The sequence below is a fragment of the Pseudomonas sp. TE31087 genome (genome assembly GCF_057284075.1).
Genome location: NZ_JBXVNN010000001.1, coordinates 3,205,864 through 3,220,667 on the forward strand (window position 1 = coordinate 3,205,864; position 14,804 = coordinate 3,220,667).

The following is a 14,804-nucleotide window of genomic DNA, read 5'->3' on the forward strand; positions in this document are numbered from 1 at the left end:
GCGCAACCCGCGCCAGGGCGTTTCAGAACCGCCATTGCAGGTTGAGTCCCGCGCCATGCTGTTGTTCGCGACTGGCCAGGCGCCCCTGGTAGTCCAGGCTCAGGTCCAGGTCGCGGGTCAACCCCACCCGCGCCTGCAGCCCCACCAGCGCGGCATCGCGCAAGGCCGGCGCAGTCTCCACCCGGAACGGCAGATCGCTGCTGGCGAAAGCCAGGTGTTCGCGATCCTGGGTGCCGCTCAGGCGATGCTGCCAGCCCAGGCTTGCCGCCAACTGCAGGTCTTGTTGCGGGCCCAGTTGCCATTGCTGGCGCCCACGCAGGCCCAAGGTGCTGAGCCAGGCATCGCGCTGCTCGTCACCGGCATGCAGCGCCGCGGCATCGCCTTTCTCGTGGAAGCCGTCGCGATCCAGATGCTGGTAGGTCAGGTTGGCGAAAGGCTCCAGCTGCACCGCTGGCAACGCCAGGCGATAGGCCGCCTCGGCGAACACCTGCTGGCTGCGGGCATCGACCCGTGCACGCTGACGACCGGACACCTCGCCATAGGCCAGGTCGCGCCGGACCTCGGCACGGTGCCAGCTGTGGCTGGCGCCCAGGCTCAGGCGCAGCTGGTCCAGGTCGTGGCGGACATAGGCGCCCAGGTGATAGCTGTCGACCGTGGCCCGGGAATGGCTGCCGCCCATGCCCAGGGAGCTGTCGCTATAACCTGCGGCCAGGCCGGCCCGGGTCTGCTCGTCAAGGTCATGGTCCACGCCCAGCAGCACGCCGCCCAGGGAACTGGTATAGGACTCGCTGCCCTGCACGCCCTCGATGCGCCCCCAACTGCCCAGGCCCTTGAGCCAGAGCTGGGTCGAGCCCGACTCGCTGGCACTCGCTCCAGACGCGCCAGCGCTCAAGGCTCGGTCTTGCACGCGCTCACCCAGGGCATCGCGCAAGACCGAGCCCTGGCTGAGCAGCATCGAGTCCAGCGCCGGGTAGATCTCCCCGGCCAGCTGGCGCAGGCCGTCCCGGGCCTGGTCCGCCGAGGTCGAAAGCAGCAGGCTTTCATACACGGGATTGCCTGGACCCAACCGTTCCACGGCGCCGCCGCTGGCGCGCTGGTTGGGCGTGGCGCCGACGCTGGCGAACGTCGTGGCGCTGCGCGTCACATCCAGTTGCACGCCGTTGGCAGAATAATCGAGGAAGGTCCCCAGGAACAGGTAGTCGGGCTCGACCTGGGCAAAGCGCCCGTTGACGCCACCCGCCGCCTGCAGGATATCGAACTGGCGCCCCACCAGGCTGGATACCGGGCCGCCGGCCAACAGGTTCGCCCGCGCCTGGGGCTCCAGGCTGAGATTGGCGCCGCCGACACTGGCCTGGCCAGCAACGACGAGCCGGTCGCTGGCCGTGGGCGACAGTTCCACCCGGTAGGTCGAGCCCGGCTGCAAGTCCAGGTTGCCAGCGACATTCAAGGTGCCGATGGAGTTACCCGGGGCCACCACGCCCCCGGCGCTGGCGGTCAGGGCGCCGACCCGCCCATTGCCGCCCAGGGTACCGCCTGCGTTGACCGTCACCGCCGATTGCAGACTGCCGTTGACCGCCAGCAAGCCGCCATCGACGCGGGTCGGGCCGCGGTAGCTGCTGTCCCCCGTGAGTTCGAGCCAGCCAGCCCCGGACTTGACCAGGCTACCTTGGTAAACCCGCTGCGCGGCAGCCGCGTCGCGGGCCATGCCCAGGGCATAGTCGCTGCGATCCTGCTGGCTGGCGCCCGCTGCCAGGCCGTGCTCCCAGCCGCGATCCTTGAGGGTCTGCTGCCAGGCCTGGCGCTCTGCGGCATCCTCGGTTTGACGCTGTATCAAGGCCTGGTCGGAGATGCCGTTGCTCCAGGTATCGCCCTGCCCGCGCCCCAGGTTGACGTCGAATTCACCCAGCAACTGCCCGGGCCCGTGCAACGCCCGGCCCAGGTCCGGGACGCCCCAGCCGACCCGGTCGCTGGGCCCCTGGGTCGGCGAACCATCGAGCTGGCGCGAGGTGGTCAGCAGCACTTGCAGGGCCTGCTGGTTGTTCAGGTAGGGATAGCGCTCCATGACCAGGGCCAAGGCTCCAGTGGCATGGGGCGCGGCCATCGAGGTGCCGTTGTAGGTGGCGTAGCCGCCACCGGGCACGGTGCTGCTGATCGCCGCGCCCGGGGTCGCCAGACACCAGTACTTGGCAATGCCGCACTGGTTGTATTTCTGCTGGTTGTTCTTGTCCAGACCCGACACCGCCAGCCAGTGACCTTCCAGCTCCGGCTGGAAGTACGGCAGCGCCGAGCGCACGCTGGCGTTGGCATAGCCGCTGTTGCCGGCGCTGAATACGTTGATCACGCCGCGGCGCGCCACGTCGCCGGCGGCGTCGAGCCAGGTGTCCTGCTGGAAATGCTGGGCGTAGGCCGCGCGCAAGCCGTCCAGGGTCTGGTAGCTGACATCCTTGGGCTGGCTGCCCCAGCTGTTGTTGATGGCCCGCACACCGGCGTCCACCAGGGCATCGTAGACCGCCTTGAAATACTTGGGGTCAGGGCCGGGACCGAACAAAAACTTGTCGTCGTGGTTGGTGTTGCCCACGTAGACCTGGGCATTGAAGGCCACGCCATGCATGCCAGCGCCATCACGGGCCGCGCCCATGGTGCCGGTGACATGGGTGCCATGGCTGTCGTTGGCGCCATTGAGCACCCCGGACACGCTGAACGGAGTGCCGTCCAGGTACTGGCCGGTGGCGGTAACCGAGTGAAAACGTCCGGGGCTGGCTTCGGGATGGGCGGCATCGAACCCCGAGTCCAGGGCGCCGATGCTGACCCCGGCGCCGGTGATGCCGGCGGCATAGGCCTGGCTCGCCTGCATGCGCTCCAGGCCCCAGTCCTGCTGGTACTCGGCCGACCGCCAGCTGGCGGGGTCGCCCGGGCGACCGGTTTCCTGGTAGGCCGCCGCAGCAGACAGCGGCAGTCCGGTGGCGAACGCCAGGCACAGGGTGCCCGTCAGCGCCTTGAGCTGATCACATCTCACATCCATGTCGATGACTTCTCTTGTTTTTGTTGTTGGGTCGCCCGTCCTGGGTCGACCGGTGTGTCGCTGCATTGCCTGGCCGCAAGGCCCCATCGAGCCAGAGGCGGTTTCCCGCCCCTGGCCAGGTTACTTCGGCCTCAGGCCTGGAGGCAGCCTTCGGCTGCAAGTCGTGAGCTTCTGAAATTGATTACGATATGTCAATCGGCGTTAATAAATAGCCAACAGCTGTCACAAAACACAGGCATGCGCTCCATGAGGCTCGCGCAGCGGCCGGGATCTTCTTGCTGCGTAGTTACTTGACCACCTTCAGGCTTGGACGGCCACTCGGGCGCGGCGGCTCGGGCGGACCTTGGTCATCCGGCTCCACGGCGTCGTCTTCAAGGTCATCCTCATCCTCGAGCGGTGGCTCCAGCTCGAAGACCATACCCTGACCGTTCTCCCGGGCGTAGATCCCGAGGATGGCGCCGACCGGCACAAAGAGCGAGTGCGCCACGCCGCCGAAGCGGCCTTCGAAGCTCACCGCCTCGTTGTCCATGTGCAGGCTGCGCACGGCACTGGGAGAAATGTTCAGGACGATCTGGCCATCGCTGGCAAAACCCTGGGGCACCTGGACCGCCGGATACTCGGCATTGACCAGCATATGCGGCGTGCAATCGTTGTCGACGATCCACTCGTACAGCGCACGAACCAGATAGGGGCGACTGGAGTTCATCAACGGTTCCTCTTAAACCTTGCGCATTTCACGTTCGGCAGCGGACAGGCTCGCCTGGAAAGGCTCGCGGGCGAACTGTCGCTCCATGTAATCCAGCAGCGGCTTGGCCTGCCGCGGCAATTCGATACCCATCACCGGCAAGCGCCAGAGTATGGGCAGTAGACAGCAATCGACCAGGCTTTGCTCCTCGCTCATGAAGCAGGCCATCTCGCCGAACAACGGGGCCACGCCGGTCAGGCTCTCGCGCAGCTCCTTGCGCGCCTGGGTGCGTGCCGCCTCGCTGCTGCGCGTATCGAGCACGGTGTCGGCCAGGGCGCACCAGTCACGCTGGATGCGGTGCATCAGCAGGCGGCTGTTGCCCCGGGCCACCGGGTAGACCGGCATCAGCGGCGGGTGCGGGTAACGCTCCTCGAGGTACTCCATCACCACGGTCGACTCGTACAGCGCCAGGTCGCGATCGACCAGGGTCGGCAAGCTGCCGTAAGGGTTCACTTCAATCAGCTTGGGCGGCAGGCGATTGGCGTCGACATCGATGATCTGCACCGTGACGCCTTTCTCCGCGAGCACCAGGCGGACCCGATGAGAGTAATGATCAGCGGGGTCGGAATAGCAGGCTAACCTGTTGGTTGCGCCCATGTAGCGCCTCCTCGCACGGGATGCTTGTAAAACTTCAAATGAAAACGCGCCCGGGGCGCCCCAGCAATATCGCTGGAGCCCCCCGGGCGCGTTCAACTACCAGAAACTACTGCGTGATCAGTGCACGTCCTTCCAGTATTCGCGCTTGAGCAAGTAGGCGAACACGAAGAAGAAAGCCAGGTACAGCAACACGTAGGTACCGATGCGCTGGCTTTCCAGTTTGACCGGGTTGGCCGAATAGGCCAGGAAGGTCACCAGGTTCTTGACCTTCTCGTCGAACTGCTCGGCCGTCAGGGTACCGGATTTCTCCTCCACGGTCAGCTGGTCGCATGCTTCATGGGTCAGCGGACTGCCAGTCAGCGGGTCGAACTGCTTCTTGCCATCGACTTCGGTCTGCACCTGCTTGCAACCGATCACCTGGTTGCCCTGCAGGCCCACCAGCACGTTGGGCATGCCGACGTTGGGGAAGACCTTGTTGTTCACCCCGTATGGTCGCGACTTGTCCTCGTAGAAGCTGCGCAGGTAGGTGTACAGCCAGTCGTTGCCACGCACCCGGGCGACCAGGGTCAGGTCGGGCGGCGCGGCGCCGAACCAGGTCTTGGCATCGTTAGGCTGCATGCCGATCTTCATGTGGTCGCCGATCTTGGCGCCGGTGAACACCAGGTTCTCGAGCATCAGCTCATGGGGAATCCCCAGGTCGTCGGCCACGCGCTCATAGCGTTGGAACTTGGCGCTGTGGCAGCCCATGCAATAGTTGGCGAAGGTGCGCGCGCCATCCTGCATCGCGGCCTTGTCGGTCAGGTCGATATCGACCTTGTCCAGCTCCAGGCCATGTTCGGCGGCGAACGACAGGCTAGGCATCAGTGCCAGCAAGCATACTGCAATCAACTTTTTCATCAGCCAGTCACCCTTTCCGGAACCGGTTTGGTCTTCTCGAGCCTTGTGTAGAACGGCATCAGCAGGAAGTAGGCGAAGTACAGCACCGTGCACACCTGCGACAGCAAGGTACGTCCCGGGGTTGGCGCCAGTACGCCCAGCACGCCAAGGATGACGAAGGACACGCAGAACACCAGCAACCAGATCTTGCTCAGCCAGCCCTTGTAGCGCATGGAGCGCACGGGGCTGCGGTCCAGCCAGGGCAACACGAACAGCACGGCGATCGCCGCACCCATGGCGATGACCCCGAACAACTTGTCGGGCACCGCACGGAGGATCGCGTAGAACGGCGTGAAGTACCACACAGGCGCGATGTGCTCAGGGGTCTTGAAGGCGTTGGCCTGTTCGAAGTTCGGTTTTTCCAGGAAGTAGCCACCCATTTCCGGGAAGAAGAACACCACCGCGCAGAACACGAAGAGGAACACCACCACACCGGCGATATCCTTGACGGTGTAGTACGGGTGGAACGGGATGCCATCCAGCGGAATGCCGTTCTCGTCCTTGTTCTTCTTGATATCCACACCATCGGGGTTGTTCGAACCCACTTCGTGCAGTGCCAGGATGTGCAGCACCACCAGGCCGAGGATCACGATCGGCAGGGCCACCACATGCAGGGCGAAGAAGCGGTTCAAGGTGATGCCGGAGATCAGGTAGTCACCACGGATCCACTGGGTCAGGTCGTCACCGATGACCGGGATCGCGCCGAACAGCGAGATGATCACCTGGGCACCCCAGTAGGACATCTGGCCCCACGGCAGCAGGTAGCCCATGAAGGCCTCGGCCATCAGCGCCAGGTAGATCAGCATGCCGAACAGCCAGACCAGCTCGCGCGGCTTCTGGTAGGAGCCGTAGAGCAGCCCGCGGAACATGTGCAGGTAGACCACGATGAAGAACGCCGAGGCACCGGTGGAGTGCAGGTAGCGCAGGATCCAGCCGTACTCGACGTCGCGCATGATGTACTCGACCGAGGCGAAGGCCTCTTCCGCCGAGGGGGTGAAACTCATGGTCAGCCACACGCCGGTGACGATCTGGTTGACCAGCACCAGCAGTGCCAGGGAGCCGAAGAAGTACAGGAAGTTGAAGTTCTTGGGCGCGTAATACTTGCTCAGGTGGTCTTCCCACATCTTCGTCGCGGGGAAGCGCGCATCGATCCACTCCATGAACTTGCTCATCATGCGTTCTCCTGATCGACGCCGATGACGATGATTTCGTCCGACTCGTACGAGTGCGGTGGCACTGGCAGGTTAAGAGGCGCCGGCTGGGACTTGTAGACGCGCCCGGCGAGGTCGTAGTGCGAGCCGTGGCACGGGCAGAAATAGCCACCGACCCATTTCGGGCCCAGGTCGGCGGGAGCGACTTCAGGACGGAACGTCGGCGAGCAGCCCAGGTGCGTGCACAGGCCGACCAGGATGAGGATCTCGGGCTTGATCGAGCGAACTTGCGGATCGACGTAGGTCGGCTGCACCGACGCCTTGGATTCGGGGTCGGACAGCTCGCCGGTGATCTTTTTCAGATTTCCGAGGATCTCTTCCGTTCGCCGCACGATGAATACAGGTTGACCGCGCCACTCGGCCACCATCTGCTGGCCGGGCTCGACCTTGGCGATATTGACCTTCACCGGTGCCCCTGCGGCTTTCGCCTTGGCACTGGGAAACCATGACCCCACGAACGGTACCGCTGCCCCCACTGCCCCCGCTGCCCCGACCACGGATGTCGCGGCTACGAGGAAGCGGCGCCGGCCTGCGTTGACGCCGTCATTGCTCATTCAGTCCTCTCCCATCAGCTTGCTTGGCCTGTTCTAACAGGCATCTACTTAGGTACGTCTGTGGCACTAAAAATTGGCCGCAATGGTAAGGAACAAATCCACACGCTGACAAGGTGATTACCCGCTGGTCGGGCCACTACCCTCGCTTTGCTTGATCTGCGTCTATGCGACAAACGGCCACGGACTAGCAAACAGGTTAGTTGAAGACATAAAAAAAGCCCGGTTCCAAAAAGGAACCGGGCTTTTTTCGACTGCCGAAGCGGTATTAACGCTTGGAGTACTGAGGACGCTTACGCGCTTTACGCAGACCCACTTTCTTACGCTCGACTTCACGAGCGTCGCGGGTGACGAAGCCAGCACGACGCAGGGCGCCACGCAGGGTTTCGTCGTATTCCATCAGGGCGCGGGTGATGCCGTGGCGGATTGCACCGGCTTGACCGCTGACACCACCACCGGAAACGGTGACGTAGATGTCGAACTTCTCAACGGTCTCGGTCAGTTCCAGCGGCTGGCGAACAACCATGCGAGCGGTTTCGCGGCCGAAGAACACGTCCAGAGAACGGTTGTTGATGGAAATGTTGCCAGTGCCCGGACGCAGGAATACACGTGCGGTTGCGGTCTTGCGACGGCCAGTGCCGTAGTTTTGAGTCGCCGACATAATGAACTATCCCGTTAGATCTTCAGTTCTTGAGGCTGCTGAGCAGTGTGTGGGTGAGCTGCACCCGCGTACACTTTCAGCTTGCGGTACATGTCGCGACCCAGCGGGTTCTTCGGCAGCATGCCTTTGACCGCGGTTTCGATAACACGCTCAGGGGCCTTGGCGATCAACTTCTCGAAGTTGATTTCCTTGATACCGCCCGGGAAGCCGGAGTGGGAGTAGTACATCTTGTCGGAAGACTTGGCACCAGTCACACGGATTTGCTCGGCGTTGATGACGACGATGTAGTCGCCGGTGTCAACGTGAGGGGTGTATTCTGGCTTGTGCTTGCCACGCAGGCGGCTAGCGATTTCGGTAGCCAGACGACCCAGGGTCTGACCAGCGGCGTCGACTACGAACCACTCGCGCTTTACTGTTTCCGGTTTAGCAGTAAAAGTTTTCATTCTCTAAAGCCTCAGAGGCCGCCCAGCGAAAAATAGACGGCGAATCTTACTGGATAGTGCACAGCTTGCCAAGGGCAAGCGCGCAGCCGAACGCTGACGCTTTTGGGGGCTCGGGTCGGGCACGCCAATGTTCGACAAGGGTTCCCTTTGTGGTGGTGCATCACTTCCGCCACACGGAGAGGGGCCGAATTATCCAGATTGCAGGAAAAATTTCAACCTGCTTTTATGGACCTCTTTGCCACGGAGCGCCTTCCCGATGGATTACCGCAAGCTCGCTCGTACCGACCTCAACGTCAGCGCCCTGTGCCTGGGCACCATGACCTGGGGCGAGCAGAACACCCAGGATGACGCCTTCGCCCAGATCAAGCTGGCCAAGGCCCACGGCATCAACTTCATCGACACCGCCGAGATGTACCCGGTGCCGCCGCGCCCGGAAACCTATGCCGCCACCGAACGCATCATCGGCAACTGGTTCGCCGCCAACGGCGACCGCGACGACTGGATCCTCGCCAGCAAGGTCGCCGGCCCCGGCAACGGCATCAGCCATATCCGCGACGGCCAGCTCAAGCACAACCGCCAGCACATCGTCGCCGCCCTGGACGAGAGCCTGAAGCGCCTGCAGACCGACCGCATCGACCTGTACCAGTTGCACTGGCCCGAGCGCAGCACCAACTTCTTCGGCAAGCTCGGCTACCAGCACCTGCCCCAGGACATCTTCACCCCGCTGGAAGAAACCCTGGAAGTGCTCGACGACCAGGTGCGCGCCGGTAAGATCCGCCACATCGGCCTGTCCAACGAAACCCCATGGGGCACCCTGAAGTTCCTGCACCTGGCCGAGACCCGCGGCTGGCCGCGGGCGGTGTCGATCCAGAACCCCTACAACCTGCTCAACCGCAGCTTCGAGGTGGGCCTGGCGGAGGTGGCGATCCGCGAGCAGTGCGGTCTGCTGGCCTATTCGCCGCTGGCCTTCGGCATGCTCTCGGGCAAGTACCAGGACGGTGCCCGCCCGGCAAACGCCCGCCTGACCCTGTACAGCCGCTTCGCCCGCTACTCCAACCCGCAGACCGTGGCCGCCTCCGATCGCTACGTGCAGCTGGCTCGCGAGCATGGGCTGGACCCGGCGCAGATGGCGCTGGCGTTCGTGACGCGCCAGCCGTTCGTAACCAGCAACATCATCGGCGCCACCAGCCTCGAGCAGTTACGCAGCAATATCGACAGCCAGGCGCTGAGCCTGGGCGATGAACTGCTGGCGGCGATCGAGGCGGTGCATCAGGAGCAGCCGAACCCGGCGCCTTGAGCGTAGCCCCCATCGCGAGGCAGGCGTGGGAGCGGGCTTGCCCCGCGAGGGAGATCGTACTTTGGCGGGGTAGACACAATCGCCAAAAAATAAGACGATCCAGCCGGTGATTGACCACTCTACCCTATAAGAACAATGACAATGATGTTTACCCAACCCTCCGCGTCCTTGCGGCGCGTCAGCATCCTGGCCGTGGATAAAGTGTTCGCTTCGACACTGATGCAGGCCAAGGATTTCTTCCACCTGGCCAGCCTGCGCTACAGCAAGCAGCTGGGCCTGGGCCTGCAGCCGATGTTCGAGATCGGCCTGGTGAGCCCGGACGGCTTGCCCGTGGACAGCTTCAGCAACGTGCAGCTGCCGGTCGACAGCGGCCTGAACGACGCCGACGTGATCATCCTGCCGGCGTTCTGGGACGACTTCGACAACCTGCTGCAACGCTATCCCCAGGTCCTGCCCTGGTTGCGCGAGCAGCATGCCCGTGGCGCGGTGCTGTGCGCCGAGGCCAGCGGCGTGTTCTGGCTGGCCGAATCCGGGCTGCTCGATGGCAAGGAGGCGACCACCTACTGGCGCTTCTTCGCCAACTTCGCCGAGCGCTTCCCGAAGATCCGCCTGAACCAGGACAAGCACCTGACCGACGCCGACAACCTGTACTGCGCCGGCGGCACCACCTCGGCCTGCGACCTGTACATCTACCTGATCGAGCGGTTCTGCGGCGCCAACGTGGCCCGCGCCGTGGCCCGCGACATCCTCTACGAGGTGCAGCGCAGCTACACCCCGGGGCGCATGGGCTTCGGCGGCCAGAAGCTGCACCAGGACCTGATCATCCTGCAGATCCAGCACTGGCTCGAGGAACACTTCGCCGACAAGTTCCGCTTCGAGGACGTGGCCCGCAACCACGGCATGAGCATCCGCAACTTCATGCGCCGCTTCCAGAGCGCCACCGGCGACAAGCCGCTGCACTATCTGCAGCGGCTACGCATCGAGACCGCCAAGGGCCTGCTGTCGAGCACGCGCAAGAGCATCAAGACCATCAGCTACGAGGTGGGGTACGACGACGCGAGCTTCTTCGCCCGGTTGTTCCGCCAGCACACGGAGCTGTCGCCGAACCAGTATCGGCAGCAGTTCATGCAGGAAGCCTGAGCGTTCTATCGTGGGAGCGGGCTTGCCCCGCGATGGCGCCAGATCAGACAAAAGGGCTGCTTGATCTGGCACCATCGCGGGGCAAGCCCGCTCCCACGACAGGAATGGCTTACGGCTTGTGCGCCCGCGACAGGAACTCGTGGGACTGCATCTCCAGCAACCGGCTCAGGGTCCGCTGGAACTCGAAGCTCAGGCGCCCGCCGGTGTACAGGTCCTTGAGCTCCACCTCGGCCGAGATGATCAGCTTCACGTTACGGTCGTAGAACTCGTCGACCATGTTGATGAAGCGCCGGGCGATGTCGTCGGTGGTCACGCCCATCTGCTCGACGTTGCTCAACAGCACGGCGTGGAAGATCTTGCCCAGCTCGATGTAGTCGTTCTGGCTGCGCGGCCCATCGCACAGGGCACGGAAGTCGAACCAGGCGACGTCGTCGCAGGTGCGCAGGGCATGAATCTCGCGGTTCTCGATCATCAGCACGTCGTTCTCGACGGCCTGGGTGCACTCTGGGGTCAACGCTTTGAAGCTGGCGCGCAGGCTTTCATGCGCCGCGTCGTCGAGCGGGAAGTGGAACAGCTCGGCCTGTTCCAGGTGGCGCAGGCGATAGTCGACGCCGCTGTCGACGTTCACCACGTCGGTGTACTGCTTGATCATGGCGATGGCCGGCAGGAAGCGCGCACGTTGCAGGCCGTCCTTGTACAGGCCGTCCGGCACGATGTTGGAGGTCGCCACCAGCGACACGCCGTTCTTGAACAGCTCTTCCATCAGGGTGCCGAGGATCATCGCATCGGTGATGTCGGAGACGAAGAACTCGTCGAAGCAGATCACCTTGGCCTCTTCGCTGAAGCGCTTGGCGATGATGGTCAGCGGGTTCTTCTCGCCCTTGAGGGTCTTCATCTCCTCGTGAACGCGCTTCATGAAGCGGTGGAAGTGCGTGCGCATCTTCTGCTTGAACGGCAGCGCTTCATAGAAGGTGTCGACCAGGTAGGTCTTGCCTCGCCCTACCCCGCCCCAGAAATACAGGCCCTTGACCGGCGTCTGCTCCTTCTTGCCGAACAGCTTGCCGAACATGCCCGGCTTGTTGTTCTGCGCACGCACCAGGTCGTCGTACAGGCGCTGCAGGTGACGCACCGCAGTTTCCTGCGCCGCGTCATGGAAGAAGTCGGGACGTTTCAGATCTGCTTGATATCGTTCTAGGGGCGTCATGATTTCGTTAGCGAGGCAACAAAAAACGGGCCGTCACTGTAGCGACCGGCCCGCCTGATGGCAATGATACATGCGACCACTTGCCTCATTACCTGCACCTGTAGGAGCGGCCTTGCGCCGCGAAAGGGCTGCGCAGCGGCCCCGGGATCTCCGTTTCATGCAGAACTGCCGGGGCCGCTTCGCGCCCCTTTCGCGGCACAAGACCGCTCCTACAGGGGAAGCGCTCAGTCCTGCTGTGGCGCCAGGGCCTCGCGCAGGCTTGCGATGGCTGCATCACGGGCCTCGGCGGCCTCGAACTGCGGCCCGTCGGCAACCTGCTCGCCCTCCAGCCACAGGCTGAAGCTCAGGCCCTCGACCCGTACATCGGCCTCGCCACCTTGCTGCAGTTGCTTGCTCACCGCACCTGCGCTCTTGCCATCGGCGAAGCTGCGCGACAGCAGCAGTTGCTCGCCATCGGCGGCCAGCAGGCGGAAACGGAAGCTGCCGTCTTCATCGCGGAAGCTGACAAAGCGGGCGGTCTTGGCGGCCTTCTTCTTCACTTCGGTGCTGGTCTGGACCACCGTGCGGAACGAACGCAGGCCAACCGCCTCGCGCAACTGCTCGAGGAACGGCGTGGCGATCTTGCGGGCCTTGGCGGCGCCGGCGAGGAGAATGTCCTCCAGATCCGACGGGCGCGAGATCAGCTGGTGATAGTGCTCGCGCTTTTCCGCCAGCTGGCCGTCGAGCAGCTGGAACAGACGCTGCTTGGCCTCGCCCCAGCCCAGGCCCTGCACCAGCTCTTCGCGGAACTCGGCGCACTGCGCTGGCGTGGAGAAGGCCTGGAACAGGGTGAACAGGTGCGAATTGTCCGGGTCCTTGGCCTCGCCCGGCGCCTTGGAGTCGGTGACGATGCGCGAGATCGCGTCCTTCATGTCCTTGGCGCTGGTGAACAGCGGGATGGTGTTGTCGTAGCTCTTGGACATCTTGCGACCGTCCAGGCCCGGCAGGGTGGCGACGCTCTCCTCGATCACCGCCTCCGGCAGGGCGAAGAAGTCCTTGCCCTGGCCGAACAGGTGGTTGAAGCGCTGACCGATGTCGCGGGCCATTTCCACGTGCTGGATCTGGTCGCGGCCGACCGGCACCTTGTTGGCGTTGAACATCAGGATGTCGGCGGCCATCAGCACCGGGTAGCTGAACAGGCCCATGGTCACGCCGGCATCCGGGTCTTCGCCGGCCTCGACGTTCTTGTCCACCGAGGCCTTGTAGGCGTGGGCGCGGTTGAGCAGACCCTTGGCGGCGACGCAGGTCAGCAGCCAGGTCAGCTCGGGGATCTCGGGGATGTCCGACTGACGGTAGAAGGTCACCTTGTCCGGATCCAGGCCACCGGCCAGCCAGGTGGCGGCGATTTCCAGGCGCGAGCGCTGGATGCGCTGCGGGTCGTCGCACTTGATCAGGGCGTGGTAGTCGGCCAGGAAGTAGAACGAGTCGACGCCGGGCTGCTGGCTGGCGAGGATGGCCGGACGGATGGCGCCGGCGTAGTTGCCCAGGTGCGGGGTGCCGGTGGTGGTGATACCGGTGAGGATGCGCGTGGTCATGGGTGTTCGCTTATTCAGGCTTGGCTCAGTTCGAAAGGCGCGGCAGCAGCAGATCCTTCAGATCGGTCAGCTTGCCATGGAAGAAGTGTCCGCATTCTGCCACTTTCAGCAGCTCATGGGGACGCGACAGGTCATTCGACCAGTCGTAGACCAGCTGCGGATCGACCACCTCGTCGGTGTCCGGCTGCACCACCGTGAGGGTGACACGCTCAGGCAACGGGAACTGTTCGCTCAGGCGCATCACCGCCGGGGCGATCATGAACAGCTGCTGCAGGGCCGCGCCCCCGGCTTCCAGGCGCCCGGCCAGGCTGGCGGCGACGAAACCACCGAAGGAGAAGCCCATCAGCACCAGCGGCAGTTCGGGATGCTGCGCGCGCAGCCAGGCCGCGGCGGCCTCGGCATCGGCCACTTCACCGGCGCCCATGTCGTGGCTGCCGGCGCTCTGGCCAACGCCACGGTAGTTGAAGCGCAGGGTGACGTAACCGGCGTCGCGGGCGGTGCGTTGCAGGGTCGAGACCACCTTGTTGAGCATGGTGCCGCCCTGGACCGGGTTGGGGTGGCAGATCAGCACCGCGCCGCGGGCGTCGGCCACGTCCAGGTACAAGGCTTCCAGCTGGCCACACGGGCCATCGATGAACAAGGGTGTTTCGCGGATAAGCAAGGCACTACTCCGTGACCTCGAGGAGGGTCGACTCGTCTAGCTGAGGAATTCTGTTCTGATTTGCGATCGCTCGCGGTATACAGCGCAGGTCTGAGCCGTTAACGTAAAGCAAAGCCGTTTATAGAGGAAGGACTCGTGGAACACTCGCTCCTTGTTTGGTTGCTGCCGACCCTGGCCCTGGTTGTCGGCGTCGGCGTCGGTTTCGCGCTGGCCCGCCTGCTGCCCAACGCGGCACCGAGCAACACCCAACGCCAGCTGGATGACATCCAGCAGCGCTTCGACAATTACCAGAATGAAGTGGTGACCCACTTCAACAGCACCGCTTCGCTGGTCAAGAAGCTGACCCAGAGCTACCAGGACGTCCAGGATCACCTGGCCGACGGCGCCAACCGCCTGGCCCTGGATGAACTGACCCGCCAGCGCCTGCTGGCCGCGCTGCACTCGGAAGCCGCGCAAGGCCCGCGTGATCGCCTGACGCCGCCGAAGGACACCGCCGAGGTGCCGCGCGACTACGCACCGAAGACCCCGAACTCGCCGGGCATGCTCGACGAGAGCTACGGGCTCAAGCGCTGAGTCGATGACATGAAGAAGGCCTCGAAAGAGGCCTTTTTTGTGGGTGATTGGTCCATTCACCGGCAAGGCCGGCTCTGATGGAACTACTTATAACTCATTGATTTAGCAGGACCATGTGGGAGCGGGTTTACCCGCGAAGAATCCAACGCGGTGGATGGCACCGGCTCCGCCGGTGTTCGCGGGTAAACC

The 14,804-nt window shown here is 63.8% G+C and carries 14 protein-coding genes; 3 read left to right on the forward strand and 11 right to left on the reverse strand.

Annotation, left to right across the window (positions count from 1 at the left end; translation table 11 throughout):
* Positions 1-22 precede the first annotated feature (22 nt).
* The 8 genes from eprS to rplM form a co-directional block, all read right to left on the reverse strand.
* The gene (gene eprS, locus ACZ899_RS14400) at positions 23-3,022 is read right to left on the reverse strand and encodes an autotransporter serine peptidase EprS (RefSeq protein WP_234562076.1); all 3,000 of its coding nucleotides are present in this window, start codon (positions 3,020-3,022) and stop codon (positions 23-25) included.
* Between the two features lie 286 nt (positions 3,023-3,308).
* A complete protein-coding gene (locus tag ACZ899_RS14405; RefSeq protein WP_203647915.1) occupies positions 3,309-3,728 on the reverse strand; it encodes a ClpXP protease specificity-enhancing factor in 420 nt (139 codons plus the stop codon).
* Between the two features lie 12 nt (positions 3,729-3,740).
* Positions 3,741-4,364 carry a glutathione S-transferase N-terminal domain-containing protein gene (locus tag ACZ899_RS14410; RefSeq protein WP_234562074.1) on the reverse strand — a complete coding sequence of 208 codons (624 nt, stop codon included), beginning with the start codon at positions 4,362-4,364 and terminating at the stop codon, positions 3,741-3,743.
* A 117-nt stretch (positions 4,365-4,481) separates the two neighbouring features.
* Positions 4,482-5,261 carry a cytochrome c1 gene (locus ACZ899_RS14415; protein WP_050703833.1) on the reverse strand — a complete coding sequence of 260 codons (780 nt, stop codon included), beginning with the start codon at positions 5,259-5,261 and terminating at the stop codon, positions 4,482-4,484.
* Positions 5,261-6,472: a cytochrome b gene (locus ACZ899_RS14420; RefSeq protein ID WP_203647917.1), complete on the reverse strand. Its 1,212-nt coding sequence runs from the start codon at positions 6,470-6,472 to the stop codon at positions 5,261-5,263. Before ACZ899_RS14420 ends, ACZ899_RS14415 begins: the two co-directional genes overlap by 1 nt.
* Positions 6,472-7,065 carry a ubiquinol-cytochrome c reductase iron-sulfur subunit gene (gene petA / locus ACZ899_RS14425; protein ID WP_023628711.1) on the reverse strand — a complete coding sequence of 198 codons (594 nt, stop codon included), beginning with the start codon at positions 7,063-7,065 and terminating at the stop codon, positions 6,472-6,474. The genes ACZ899_RS14420 and petA overlap by 1 nt, the downstream gene beginning before the upstream one ends.
* 265 nt (positions 7,066-7,330) lie before the next feature.
* Positions 7,331-7,723 (reverse strand): 30S ribosomal protein S9, encoded by a 393-nt coding sequence (gene rpsI, locus ACZ899_RS14430; protein ID WP_043198013.1) that lies wholly within the window; start codon positions 7,721-7,723, stop codon positions 7,331-7,333.
* Positions 7,724-7,737: 14 nt separating this feature from the next.
* Complete coding sequence (gene rplM, locus ACZ899_RS14435) at positions 7,738-8,166, reverse strand: 50S ribosomal protein L13 (protein ID WP_008097538.1); 429 nt, start codon at positions 8,164-8,166, stop codon at positions 7,738-7,740.
* Positions 8,167-8,422: 256 nt separating this feature from the next.
* Between rplM and ACZ899_RS14440 the strand changes: the two genes are divergently transcribed.
* Together ACZ899_RS14440 and ACZ899_RS14445 are read left to right on the forward strand one after the other, a co-directional pair.
* Complete coding sequence (locus ACZ899_RS14440) at positions 8,423-9,463, forward strand: NADP(H)-dependent aldo-keto reductase (protein WP_234562072.1); 1,041 nt, start codon at positions 8,423-8,425, stop codon at positions 9,461-9,463.
* A 243-nt stretch (positions 9,464-9,706) separates the two neighbouring features.
* The gene (locus ACZ899_RS14445) at positions 9,707-10,603 is read left to right on the forward strand and encodes a GlxA family transcriptional regulator (protein ID WP_203652703.1); all 897 of its coding nucleotides are present in this window, start codon (positions 9,707-9,709) and stop codon (positions 10,601-10,603) included.
* A gap of 109 nt (positions 10,604-10,712) precedes the next feature.
* Here the strand turns inward: ACZ899_RS14445 and zapE are convergent, their stop codons facing one another.
* The 3 genes from zapE to ACZ899_RS14460 all read right to left on the reverse strand — a co-directional run bounded on the left by zapE (position 10,713) and on the right by ACZ899_RS14460 (position 14,042).
* Positions 10,713-11,807, reverse strand: a complete 1,095-nt coding sequence (gene zapE / locus ACZ899_RS14450; RefSeq protein WP_203647919.1) for a cell division protein ZapE — start codon at positions 11,805-11,807, stop codon at positions 10,713-10,715.
* A gap of 224 nt (positions 11,808-12,031) precedes the next feature.
* Complete coding sequence (locus ACZ899_RS14455) at positions 12,032-13,381, reverse strand: tryptophan--tRNA ligase (protein WP_234562070.1); 1,350 nt, start codon at positions 13,379-13,381, stop codon at positions 12,032-12,034.
* 25 nt (positions 13,382-13,406) lie between these two features.
* Positions 13,407-14,042 (reverse strand): alpha/beta hydrolase, encoded by a 636-nt coding sequence (locus tag ACZ899_RS14460; protein ID WP_232854677.1) that lies wholly within the window; start codon positions 14,040-14,042, stop codon positions 13,407-13,409.
* Between the two features lie 135 nt (positions 14,043-14,177).
* Here ACZ899_RS14460 and ACZ899_RS14465 point away from each other — a divergent pair, with 135 nt between their 5' ends.
* Complete coding sequence (locus tag ACZ899_RS14465) at positions 14,178-14,615, forward strand: Z-ring associated ZapG family protein (RefSeq protein WP_203647922.1); 438 nt, start codon at positions 14,178-14,180, stop codon at positions 14,613-14,615.
* Positions 14,616-14,804 lie beyond the last annotated feature (189 nt).